The organism is Actinomyces gaoshouyii (assembly GCF_002076915.1).
Taxonomy (GTDB): domain Bacteria; phylum Actinomycetota; class Actinomycetes; order Actinomycetales; family Actinomycetaceae; genus Actinomyces; species Actinomyces gaoshouyii.
Genome location: NZ_CP020468.1, coordinates 646213 through 658262, shown reverse-complemented (window position 1 = coordinate 658262; position 12050 = coordinate 646213). Strand labels below are relative to the sequence as shown.

9 protein-coding genes and 1 rRNA gene are annotated in these 12050 nt (G+C 68.6%); 2 read left to right on the top strand and 8 right to left on the bottom strand.

The genetic code is table 11. From position 1 onward, the window contains the following. Positions 1-6: 6 nt before the first annotated feature. Positions 7-555, bottom strand: coding sequence for an acetolactate synthase small subunit (ilvN, locus tag B6G06_RS02605; RefSeq protein ID WP_188640742.1), 549 nt, complete (start codon positions 553-555; stop codon positions 7-9). A 5-nt stretch (positions 556-560) separates the two neighbouring features. Beyond that, the gene (locus B6G06_RS02600; protein WP_080463366.1) at positions 561-2339 is read right to left on the bottom strand and encodes an acetolactate synthase large subunit; all 1779 of its coding nucleotides are present in this window, start codon (positions 2337-2339) and stop codon (positions 561-563) included. A 276-nt stretch (positions 2340-2615) separates the two neighbouring features. Here B6G06_RS02600 and B6G06_RS02595 point away from each other — a divergent pair, with 276 nt between their 5' ends. Then, positions 2616-4280 carry an aspartate:alanine exchanger family transporter gene (locus B6G06_RS02595; protein WP_080463352.1) on the top strand — a complete coding sequence of 555 codons (1665 nt, stop codon included), beginning with the start codon at positions 2616-2618 and terminating at the stop codon, positions 4278-4280. Between the two features lie 91 nt (positions 4281-4371). On the opposite strand, the gene B6G06_RS02590 is transcribed toward B6G06_RS02595, so the two are convergent. Further along, complete coding sequence (locus B6G06_RS02590) at positions 4372-5658, bottom strand: threonine/serine exporter family protein (protein WP_080463353.1); 1287 nt, start codon at positions 5656-5658, stop codon at positions 4372-4374. 215 nt (positions 5659-5873) lie between these two features. Here B6G06_RS02590 and B6G06_RS02585 point away from each other — a divergent pair, with 215 nt between their 5' ends. Then, positions 5874-6932, top strand: coding sequence for a LacI family DNA-binding transcriptional regulator (locus B6G06_RS02585; RefSeq protein ID WP_125898875.1), 1059 nt, complete (start codon positions 5874-5876; stop codon positions 6930-6932). Between the two features lie 37 nt (positions 6933-6969). Here the strand turns inward: B6G06_RS02585 and B6G06_RS02580 are convergent, their stop codons facing one another. The 5 genes from B6G06_RS02580 to rrf all read right to left on the bottom strand — a co-directional run bounded on the left by B6G06_RS02580 (position 6970) and on the right by rrf (position 11834). Beyond that, positions 6970-8181 (bottom strand): glycoside hydrolase family 32 protein, encoded by a 1212-nt coding sequence (locus B6G06_RS02580; protein WP_081170842.1) that lies wholly within the window; start codon positions 8179-8181, stop codon positions 6970-6972. Between the two features lie 14 nt (positions 8182-8195). After that, entirely contained in the window at positions 8196-9005 is an 810-nt protein-coding gene (locus tag B6G06_RS02575; RefSeq protein ID WP_080463356.1) for a carbohydrate ABC transporter permease, read from the bottom strand. A gap of 12 nt (positions 9006-9017) precedes the next feature. Then, positions 9018-9863, bottom strand: a complete 846-nt coding sequence (locus B6G06_RS02570) for a carbohydrate ABC transporter permease (protein ID WP_229657980.1) — start codon at positions 9861-9863, stop codon at positions 9018-9020. A 25-nt stretch (positions 9864-9888) separates the two neighbouring features. After that, complete coding sequence (locus tag B6G06_RS02565) at positions 9889-11274, bottom strand: ABC transporter substrate-binding protein (protein ID WP_081170840.1); 1386 nt, start codon at positions 11272-11274, stop codon at positions 9889-9891. A gap of 441 nt (positions 11275-11715) precedes the next feature. Then, a 5S ribosomal RNA gene (rrf, locus tag B6G06_RS02560) occupies positions 11716-11834 on the bottom strand. Positions 11835-12050: the final 216 nt, after the last annotated feature.

Sequence of the window (12050 nt, the reverse complement as noted above, 5' to 3'; positions counted from 1 at the left end):
GGTGGGTCACTTCTCCTTGAGTTGATCGGTGATGGATCTTGGACCGCGTGTGATCGCGACCGTCCCGGACTGCACGATCTCCTTGACCCCGTAGGGCTCCAGGGAGGTCAGCAGCGCCCGGACCTTCGACTCCGAGCCGACGGTCTCGATGACCACCGAGCTCGGGGAGACATCGACGACATGCGCGCGGAACAGGTCGACGATCTGCAGGACGGCGGTGCGGTTGGCATCGTCGGCGTGCACCTTGATGAGGTAGAGCTCGCGCTCCACCGAGGTGGCGGGATCGAGCTCGACGATCTTGAGGACGTTGACGAGCTTGTTGAGCTGCTTGGTCACCTGCTCCATGGCGCGGCCCTCGGCATTGGCGATCACGGTGATGCGCGAGACGCCGTCAGTGTCGGTGGGGCCCACGGCCAGGGAGTGGATGTTGAAGCCACGACGGGTGAACAGTGCGGACACGCGGGTCAGGACGCCCGGGGTGTCCTCGACCAGCACGGACAGCGTGTGCATCGTGCTCGCGGCGCTCGGCGCGCCCGCAGTACTGGCTGCGCTCATAGGGCTCACTCCTCCTCCCACGCCGGGCTCATGCCCCGGGCGTGCTGGATCTCGTCATTGGACACGCCCGCGGCGACCATCGGCCAGACCTGGGCGTCCGCCGAGCAGATGAAGTCGACGACGACGGGGCGGTCGTTGATGGCGTTGGCCTTCTCGATGACCTCGTCGAGGTCCTCCAGGCGCTCGCAGCGCAGGCCCACGGCGCCGTAGGCCTGCGCCAGGGCCACGAAGTCGGGGATGCGCCGGGTTCCGGCGCCGGTGTGCAGGTCCGTGTTGGAGTAGCGCTGCCCGTAGAAGAGGGTCTGCCACTGGCGCACCATCCCGAGCGAGGAGTTGTTGATGATGGCGACCTTGATCGGGATCGCGTTGAGGGTGCAGGTGGCGAGCTCCTGGTTGGTCATCTGGAAGCAGCCGTCGCCGTCGATGAGCCACACGGGCCGGTCGGGTCGGCCGACCTTGGCGCCCATGGCGGCGGGCACGCCGTACCCCATGGTGCCGGCCCCCGCCGAGGTGAGCCAGGAGCGGGGCTGGTTGAAGCTCAGGAAGTGGGCGGCCCACATCTGGTGCTGCCCGACGCCGGTGGCCCAGATCGTGTCCTCGGGGGCGCCGGCGGCCAGGTGGGTGATGACCTCCTGGGGCTGGAGGACGCCGTCGTCGGTGTCGGTCCAGGCGATGGGGTAGCGGCGGCGGACGTCGCCGACCTCGGCCACCCACGGCTCCAGGCTCACGCGCTCCTCGCCCTGCGCGGCGATCGCCGCGGTGAGCGCGGGTACGACGTCGACGAGGTCGCCGACGATCGGCACGTCCGCAGTGCGGATCTTGGAGATCTCAGCGGGATCGATGTCGACGTGGATCACGGCAGCGCGCCGGGCGAAGGTGTCGGGCTTGCCGGTGACGCGGTCGTCGAAGCGCGCGCCGAGGCTGACGACGGCATCCGCCCTCTGGAGCGCCCCGACGGCGGGCACGGTGCCGTGCATGCCCGGCATCCCCAGGTGGAGGGGGTGGTCGGTCGGCATGATGTCCAGCGCGGTGAGCGTGGTGACGAAGGGCGCTCCGAGGGTGTCGATGAGCTCGGTGAGCGCCGCGGTGGTGATGCCCGCCCGGGCCAGGCCCCCGCCGAGGTAGAGGACGGGGCGCTGGGCGTGGGCGAGGAGCTCGGCGGCCTGCTCGATGCGCCGCTGGTTGGGGCGCCCGGGCCGGCTGTACCCGGGCAGGCGCAACTGGGGCGGCCAGTGGAACTCGGCGGTTCCCATCTGGGCATCCTTGGTGACGTCGACGACGACGGGGCCCGGGCGGCCCGTGGAGGCGAGGTGGAAGGCCTCGGCGATGCGCTCGGGGATCTCCGCGGAGTCGGACACCAGGAAGGAGTGCTTGACGAAGGGCATCGTCGAGCCGATCACATCGGCCTCCTGGAAGGCGTCGGTCCCGATGGAACCCGCGACCACCTGTCCCGTGATGGCGACCATGGGCACGGAGTCCATATGCGCATCGCCGATGGCGGTGATGAGGTTGGTCGCCCCGGGGCCGGAGGTCGCCACGCACACGCCCGGCTTGCCGGTGGCCAGCGCATAGCCCTCCGCGGCGTGCCCGGCACCCTGCTCATGGCGCACGAGGATGTGGCGGATCGTGGGGCTGGCGAGCAGCGGGTCGTAGAAGGGGAGGATCGCGCCGCCCGGCATGCCGAAGATGTCGGTGACGCCGAGCTCCTCCAGAGAGCGGACAAGGGCCTCGGCGCCCGTCATCACCTCGGGGACAGCGGCAGTCGGAGTGTCCTGGCGCGCCATCATCACCCTCCTATCGGTCGGTCCGCCCGGCACGGCGCCGGCTGGGACCACCGTAGGGCAGTCCACGAAGCGAGTCATATCAGAGACCGATCGTCCCATATCATGGAATCACGGATTGCGGGAGATGGCCGTGCGTCCTGTCTCACTCCCCTTCCCGGGCTCACTGCGCCTTTGGTCCGTCATCAGATATGGGCCCGTTGATGAAAGAATGTCAGGGCATCCGCCGGGCGCCACCGGCGGGCAAGGGGACATCGCCCCGGACATGACCGCTTCTCAATGACGACCCTGCGCGCCGAGGCCGGGCAGGACCGGAAGGCTACGACCATCGTGACCCACGGACTACTCACCCATCTGCACGACAACCCGGTTCTCGTGCTGTTCCTGCTCATCGGGCTGGGCATGCTCGTCGGCCATATCAAGGTGCGGGGGGTCAGCCTGGGCGCGGCCGCCGTCCTCTTCGCGGGCATCGCCCTGGCGGCCTGGGGGATCTCCCAGCAGGTCGAGATCACGATCCCGGCCCCGCTGGGGACGCTCGGCCTGGCGATCTTCACCTTCGCCATCGGCATCCAATCGGGCCCCAACTTCTTCCACGTGCTGCGCACCGCGGCGGGGCCCCTGGCGCTCATGCTGTTCTTCTTCCTCGTGGCTGCGGGCGCCGGCCTGGGCCTGGGCCACATCCTGGGCATGGATTCGGCCCAGATCGCCGGCACCTTCGCCGGGGCGCTCACCAACACGCCGGCGCTGGCCGCCGCGGGCAACGCCGCCACTCTCTCGGGCAATCCCGACGGCGCGGCCATCGCCACGGTCGGCTACGCCGTCGCCTACCTGTACGGCGTCATCGGGATGCTGTTCTTCAGCCTCCTGGCCCTGCGCTACCGCAGCTCGGACCGTGACAAGCCCTCGCCCCTGGCCAACCGCACGATCCGCGTGGAGCGCTCCGACGGCCCGATGATCGCCGATATCGCGGCCAGGATCTCCGGGGAGCTCAAGTTCTCGCGCCTGCGGCGCGGCGAGACCGGGCCGATCACTCGCCCCTCGGGCGAGGACCGCGTGTTCGAGGACGACCTGGTGACCGTCGTCGGCACCCAGGACGCCGTCAACCAGGTCATCAAGGAGTTGGGGCACGGCTCGTCGCACTCCCTCATCGAGGATCGCAAGTACCTCGATTTCCGGCGCATCACCGTCTCGGACCCGAAGCTCGCCGGCCGCACCCTGGCCGACCTCGATATCGACCACCGCTTCGGCGCGACGATCTCGCGCGTGCGGCGCGGCGACGTCGACATGGTCGGCACCCCGGACCTGGTCCTCCAGCAGGGGGACCGCGTGCGCGTCGTCGCCCCGACCGGGCGGATGGCCGAGGTATCGAAGTTCTTCGGGGACTCGGCGCGGGGCCTGTCCTCGCTCAACCCCATCGCGCTCGGCCTGGGAATGGCCCTGGGCATCGTCATCGGCGAGTGGAAGATCCTCACCCCCTCCGGCGCCACGTTCTCCATCGGCTCGGCGGCCGGCACGCTCCTCGTCGGACTCGTGTTCGGCCGGATCGGGCGCATCAAGGGCTTCGTGACCGCGATCCCCTTCACCGCCACGGCCGTGCTCGCCGAGTTCGGGCTCTTGGTCTTCCTCGCCCAGGCGGGAACGAAAGCGGGCGGCCAGATTGCCGACGCCTTCACCGGCGGCGACTGGTGGAAGATCCTGCTCACCGGCTTCGTCATCACGACGATCGTCGGCATGGGCCTGTACGCCTCGATGCGCTGGATCGTGAAGATGGGCGGGACGCGCCTGTCCGGGCTCATCGGAGGGGCGCAGACCCAGCCGGCGGTGCTGGCCTTCGCCAACGAGCGCACCGGGGCCGACCCCCGGGTGGCACTGGGCTACGCGATGGTCTACCCCGTGGCCATGATCGTGAAGATCCTCATCGCTCAGATCCTCGGCGGCCTGTGAGGCGCGGCCTGCGGGCGCGAGGAGGGCCCGGGCTCACTCATGGTGAGCCCGGGCCCTCCTCGTCGGTGCTTCTTACCGGCGCGGGCCGCTCTCAGTCGCCCTCGGGCTCCGGCAACTCGATCATGCCGGAGGTGGGCATGTCGTGGCGCCAGTTGCGGTCCGTCATGATGCGGGCCAGCGCGAGGCCCACGCCGATGGCGGTGATGACGAAGAGGACCTCCGCGATGCTGGCGGCCGCCTGGCCGACGGCCACCCGCGTGTCGACCGTGTGGTCGTTGAGCGCGGAGATCGCGCGGTAGAAGGGGACACCGGGGATCATGATGACGACCGCCGGCACGGACAGCGCCACGCGGGACAGGGAGGCCCGCGAGACGAAGGCCTGGGCGAGCAGGCCGATGACGACGGCGGCCAGCCCCACGGCCATCTGCCACGGAACGTGGTGAACGTCGATGAGGACGAGCCTGCCCGTGTTCGCCACGGCTCCGATGATCGCGGAGATGAGGCAGGCGCGCGCCCGCGCGTTGAACAGGACGGCGAAGCCGTAGGCGGCGACAAAGGAGCACAGGAGCCGGAGGCCGTAGAGGAGCGGTCCTTCGGGGGTGGGGGCCGCTGTGCCGGTGACGTCCCAGTCGGCGATGGAGGTGACGGTCCAGACGGCGACGCCGGCCGCCATCATGACCATGATGACGTAGGACATGCGGGACACCGCGGAGGAGAAGTCCTGGCGGAACAGGTCGAGCATGGCGGTGACCATGGGGAAGCCGGGGATGAGGAAGAGGATTGCGGAGATGATCCCGCCCTGGTGCCCCGGCGAGATGAGCCCGGCGGTGCTGAGCCCGGCGATGACCGCCATGTAGAGGGTGGATGCGATGACGCCGCTGACGAGCCATGCGTAGAAGTGCTGCATATGGCGCACGAGCATGGCCCGGCGCACCGCCTGCCCGAGCGCCGCGGCGACGAGCACCGCGAGGCACTCGGCCCATCCTCCCTTGTTGAGGAAGCAGAACCCTGCGCAGGCGACGCCGGAGGCCAGGGCATTGGTGATGGGGCCGTAGAGCCCGCGCATCGACTCGACCTCGGTGAGCTTGGCCTCCAGGATCTCGACGCGCTCGTGCGCACGCAGATCGTGGACGATGCGGCGCAGCGCTTCGAGCCGATCGACATTGACGCCGACGCGGCGCACCTCGGCGGCCTCCGTGCGGAAGCGCTCCCCCTCGTAGGAGGAGGTGACGAGCTCCGTCATGGTGACGGTCGCCTGGTGGCGGTCGATGCCGACGGCGGAGGCGGCCCTGGCCATCGCCGACTTCACCCGGTAGGAGCCGGCACCGGCGGCGAGCATGAGCTTGCCGAGGTGGAGGACCACCTCGGACTGCTGCATCAGCCTATCGGCGTCGAGACCGGATTGGGGGCCATGAGGATCGGTGGGAGGAGGCGTCTCATTCACGCCGTTATGCTGCCCTGACACCGCTGGCCCGGGTAGGGCCCGAAGGACCAGTGCGTCGCGTGGCGCTGAGCACGTCTCCCCATGAGGCGCCGGGGCGCGGGGCACCCGGCGGATTGACAGCGCGAGGGGGCCCTGGTGCCATATGCGGCATGACAGGCAACGAACAGCAGTCGCGTGTTCGCGCCGCGGATGTGGCCACCGCCGCGGGAGTGTCGACGACCGCCGTGTCCTTCGTGCTCAATGGCCGCGACGAGGGCAATATCTCGCCCGCGACGCGTGAGCGCATCCTGCGGGCGGCGCAGGAGCTCGGCTACCGCCCCAACCATGTCGCGCAGAGCCTGCGGAGGAACTCGACCAACTCGATCGGGCTGGTCACCGATGCCTTCGCATCCTCGCCCTTCGGGGGCAGGCTCCTCGCCGCGGCGACTGAGGAGGCCAACTCCGCCGGCGACGCCCTGCTCATGATGGACCTCGGTGGCCGCATGGATCGGGCCGCGGAGGCGATCGAGGCCCTGGAGAGCCGTCAGGTCGACGCCATCATCTACGCGACGATGGGATTCACCGAGCTCGACGAGCCCCCGGCATCCCGCGTCCCCCTCGTGCTCGTCAACTGCGTCACGCATCGCCCCAGCAGGCCCTCGGTGAGCCCCGACGACGCCGGTGGGGCCGCCGCCGCCCTCGAGCATCTGGCGGGCCTGGGCCATCGGCGCGTAGCGATGCTGGGAGGGCACTACTCCCCCGGCGCGCGACCGGTCGACGTCGGGAACGTCTCGGGCCCGATCCGCTGGCGGGCATTCCGGGCCGCCGCCGGGCGGAGGGGGATCGATGCCCGGCTCGTTGGCCGGGGGTGGATGATCGACGATGGCTACACCGCCGCGATGGAGGCGCTCGGCCCGCCGGAGCCGGAGCGGCCGACGGCGCTCTTCGCCGCCTGCGACCGGGTCGCGGCCGGGGCGCTGCTGGCGGCCGCGCGCCTCGGGATCTCGGTTCCCGACGATCTGTCGATCATCGGCTTCGACGATCAGGAGGCACTGGCGGAGAGTCTCGTCCCGCCGCTGACCACTGTCGCTCTCCCCCACGCCCTCATGGGCTCCACCGCGGTCGCGATGGCCCTGGAGGCTGTCCGGGGGGAGACGCCCGACCCCTCCCATCGCATCCTGGAGTGCCCTGTCGTGGTCCGCGGCTCGACGGCGCCGCCCCGGCCGTGACGATCGCCGTCGAGCCAGCGGCTCCTGCGCGCGGCCCTCAGGGGACTCGCGGGATGATGGCCGCGGCCCTGGCCGTCCTATCGGTGGCGCAGCGCAGTTCCCATGGCTCGTCATGGCGCCATGTCGCAGGGATCCCCGAATAGCGGTAGAGCTCGAGCACGGCGCCATCGACCCAGATCTGGTCCCCTGGGGACAGGTCGACCTCCCCCCGGACGGGGTGGCTGAGCCGCGCGCCGTCCCCGAGGACGTCGATCACCCAGCGCCGATCGGCGAGCACAGTCCGCCCGGCCGGTAGCGCGCCCGCATCACCGATGAGGGCGGTGGCCGCGCCCAGATCGATCCTGGAGCGCACCTCACCGCCGACCAACGACAGGCGCCGGGGAAGACTGAGGCAACCCGAGTGGTCGCGCACCACTGGGTCCTGGTCCGGCTGGCGCACCCAGCCGAGGAGAAGAGGATCGGCATCCGCGAGCGCGACCTGCGGAGCGTAGAGGTCGGCGCCGTCGTCGAGGATGTGAGCTCTCTCGGTGATGAAGCGGAGCCGCCCGTCCTGCTCTGCGAGGTCGCCAATGGCGGCGACGACCTCGCAGAGCCGTCCCTGGTGGTGGAGGGAGACGATCAGGACCCACCGCCCGCCGAGCGGGAACAGCTGGGGGCACTCCCAGATGTCGGCGCTCCCGATCCGCCTGATCAGGGGATCGTCGTCGACGAGCAGCCCGATATAGCGCCAGTCGGTCTCGCACTCGCGGTCGAACAGAGCGATGGCGGGGCTGCCATCGGCCAGGCCCGCCCCGAGCACCGCCAGCCGGCGGCCCTGGTGCTCGAGCACATACGGGTCGCGCATGATGACGATGCCGTCGGAACTCGGGGTGCGCCCCACGACGACCGGCGGCCCCCAATCGCGCAGGTCGGGGCTGCCCCAGCGCAGGCAGATCGTCGAGCCGGCCGAGGCATCCACGACTCCGGAGTACGCGACGGCGGGCCGGTCATGCCCGGGCACGAACACCCCCGACCAGCAGCCGAAGGAGTCGGGCCCGCCGAGCGTCGGCGAGAAGGCGATGGGCTCGTCCTTCCAGTGGGCAAGATCCCTGCTGGTGGCGTGGCCCCAGGAGATATGGCCGTGGACGGGGGCGTGTGGATTGTGCTGGTAGAACACGTGCCAGACGCCGTCGACGCAGGTGATGCCGTTGGGGTCGTTGAGCCATCCCCTCGCGGGGCGCAGGTGGTAGCTCGTGGTGGGCGCGCCCATTGTTCCGGTCCTCCTTATCGGTGCGATCCCGCCGTCAGCCCCTCGCGCAGCGTGCGCTGACCGAAGGCGAAGACGAGGAACGCGGGGATCATCGAGATCACGACGCCCGCCAGGACCGTGGCCACGGACCCCGTGCCCATATTGCCCTGGAGGGACACCAGTCCCAGGGGAAGGGTGAAGTTCTTCTCGCTGATCTCGAGGATCAGGGGGCGGAAGAACTCATTCCAGTGGAAGTTGAAGGCCAGGATCCCCACGATCGCCATTCCCGGCATCGCCAGGGGGGCGTAGATGGAGCGGAAGGTGCGCCACGCCCCCGCGCCGTCGAGCTCGGCAGCCTCCCCCAGCTCCGCGGGAAGCCCGAGGAAGTACTGGCGCATGAGGAAGGTCCCGAAGGCCGTGGGTATGGCCGGGAGGATGAGGGCGACGAGGGTGTCGGCCAGGTGCATGCCTCGGATGAGCATGAACACCGGGACGATAGTGACCTGCATCGGTACCATCATCGTAGCGAGGATGAAGGCGAACAGCATCTTCTTGCCCCGGAACTCGAACCGGGCGAAGACGTACCCGGCCATCGCGGCCGAGAGCATCTGCCCGATGGCGATCGCGCCGGTGACGAGCACTGAGTTGAGGATGAGCAGCCACATGTCGACCTTCTTGAACACCGCCGAGTAGGAGGAGAGGTCGAAGGCGCTGGGGATGATGGAGCCGTCGGCGGATAGCGACTCGGCGGGTGGCCGCATCGAGGCCAGGATCGTCCAGATCACTGGGGCGAGAGTGACCAGGCTTGCAAGGCCGAGGACTGCGTAGATGGCGAGTTTCTTCATGGGTCAGACTCCTCAGCCGTAGAACACGAAACGTCGGGACAGGCGGAACTGCAGCGCCGTCACCAGCATGATGACGATGGTCAGGATCATCCCGATCGCGGAGGCCCTGCCGAACTGGAGCTGTTTGAACGCCGACTCGTAGATCACCATGACCGCGGTGCGGGTGGAGTCCCCCGGACCTCCTCGCGTGAGAACGTAGGGCTGGTCGAAAATCTGCAGGGCGGAGATGATCGCCATGACGGAAGCAACCAGGGTTGTGGGGCTGACCAGTGGGAAGGTGATCCTCCAGAACTGCTTCCAGCCCGTGGCGCCATCGACTTGGGCGGCCTCGTAGACATCCTTGGGGATGGAGGAGAGCCCGCCGAGGAACAACAGGAACGAGAACCCGAAGTTCTGCCACACGTAGACCAGGACGACCACCGCCATCGCCCCTCCTGTGGAGGTCAGCCAGGGGACGTTGCCGACACCGAGCATGGAGAGCAGGTGGTTGACCAGGCCGAAGTTCTCATTGAACAAGTAGGTCATGATGATGGAGACCGAGGCCGCGGACAGGATGAGGGGGAAGAAGAGCACCGAGCGGAAGAACGACCTTGCCATGCTGGGCATCCTCGTATTGACAAGGACCGCCAGCGCCAGGGCGACCGCGAGTTGCAGGGTCACGGCGACGAGGACGAAGCCGATGGTGTTGAGGAAGGAGACTCGGATCGTCGGGTCGGCGGCGATGCTGGTGAAGTTGTCCAGGCCGACGAACCTCGGGGGCGTGATGATGTCCCACGAGAAGAAGGCGAGACCGATCGAGGCGAGGATCGGCAGGAAGCTGAAGACGCCCAGCCCGACCACCGTGGGTGCGAGGAACAACCAAATGAGGACTTTCCGTTGCATGTCATGCCTCCAGGGCTCGGGTGAGATCGGCGTCGAGTCGCTCCAGGGCACCGGGGAGGGCGCCGGCCGAGCCGGTCACCGCGCCCAGGACGTTCTTGATGAGCGCTGTCTCAACAGCGGCCTGCTGCGGTGGCGCGGGAATGGGAGCGCAGGGATGCTCATCAAGGGTGTCGTAGAAGACCTTCCAGTGGGCGGGCCCCTTCCCCGCGTAGAGGGCCTCGTTGCACATGGACCGCCGGGTGGGCGTGGTGTCGGGCTTGGTGAAGGCCAGGCTCATGCCCTCCGGGGAGGTGCAGAATTTCACCCATTCCCAGGCCTCGTCCTTGCGCCTGGAGGTCTTGAGTATGGCGTAGCCGGCGGCGCCGAACTGGTGGCGCTGCGAGCGCCCCCGAGGGAAATAGGCGACGTCGTAGTCCTCCGGTGCGAGCCCGGCCTCCGTCAGGCCCTGGACCCAGTAGCCGCCCGCCGGTGTCATTCCGATGGAGCCGCCCGAGAACTGCCCGACGAGCTCGTTGCCGCCGCCCTGGGCAGGGCTGGTGCCCAGGCCCTCCTCCACGGCCTCGCGCAGGAACTCGAAGGACTCGAGCACACGGGGGTCGGAGGCGTTCGAGGCCTCCCAGAGATAGCCACCGGAATAGGTGTCCTCCTGGCCCGGGTAGAACTGTTGCCAGAGCCACTGGCCGCCGTCTGCCTTCTTCTCCGTCAGGAAGCTGGTGTCGTTGGCGTAGAGCCACGGCACCACTCCTCCCCATAGCCGGTTGGTCCAGTAGAACGGGATGAATCCGGTGTCTGCGGAGCTCCTCATCTGGCGCGCCATCGCCAGGAAGTCATCTTGCGTCCAGTTGGTGGCGGGGTAAGCCACCCCCGCGCGCTCCATCGCCGCGGTGTTGAGGTACATGTTGGCGGCGTTGAAGTCGATGGGCATCTGGTAGAGGGAGCCCTTGTACATGAACGCCTCGACGAGACTCGGGTGAACGTCGTCGAAGTAGTTCTTGACCTCGGCGGCGTCGCGGATGATGTAGGCGTCGAGGGGCTCGGCGAGCCTCTCGGCGAAGAGCTGGGCGCCCTCGGTCGCCACGACGCACACATCGGGCGGCGTGCCGGCTGCCACCATGGTGAGGATCTTGGCGAAGAAGTCCGCCCAGTCGGCGCCCTGAACCGCCTGGAGCCGGACTGGGATATCGGGATGTTGGGCGGTGAAGGCGTCGACGAGCGACTTGCGCGCGGCCGCATCCTGGTTGGTCCCCAGGATCGCGATCGACAGCGAGTTGTCGTAGCGGCCCGGGATGTCCGCCCCGATCAGACGTGACCACTGACTGCCGAGGAGGGCCGCTGAGCCCACCCCCACGGCGCCTGTCAGCAGTCCGCGTCGGGAGAGCTGAGTCATCATTGACCTCCTGCCTAATTCGATTTAGGTAGGATCATTGTTACCCCCGCCACAGGTGATGTCAAGCCCGTCCATGTGGGTTGCTGTGGTGTGGTGGCTGGGTGTGGGGGGGCGATCTGGGCTCGCGTGTGCGGTGCGGGCCTGCGCGGGCAGTGGTGGTGTGTCCTGTGAGCCGCGTGGATGAGGGCGCGGTGTTTTCTCCGGTGCGAGGCGCCCCGGGGGGGTCAGACGGCTCGCCGAGGGGGAAGGCGCCCCCCGGGCGGGCGGGTGTGCGTGTGTGGGCCGGCCGTCGTTGAGCCACCCCCCACCCCGCGTGTGTGTGGGTGGGTGGGTGTGGGAGAACAAAACAACAACACAAAAAACAAGAAAGAGAACAGAGAGACCCCACCAACACACCCTTACGGGCGCGCAGGGGGTCTCCCTGCTCTCTTCCAAGCAAGTACCCGGCAGTGTCCTACTCTCCCGCCCCTTAACAAGGACAGTACCATCGGCGCTGGGGGTCTTAGCTTCCGGGTTCGGAAAGGAAAACCGGGCGTGGCTCCCCCGCTATGACCACCGGGACGTCTCTATACACCACCCACCCACCAAGTCACCATGGCAGACAGGCTCACATCACCCACCCCCCAACCCCCACACAAAACATGAGGACAAACACAAGAGGGGGCTGTGGGCTGGTCATGAACCGCATAGTGGGCGCGCCGCCGTATTCTAAACAACTCCGCACACGCACCAACCATCCCTACCCGCCCCACAACAAGGAAACAAGCAAGAACAAG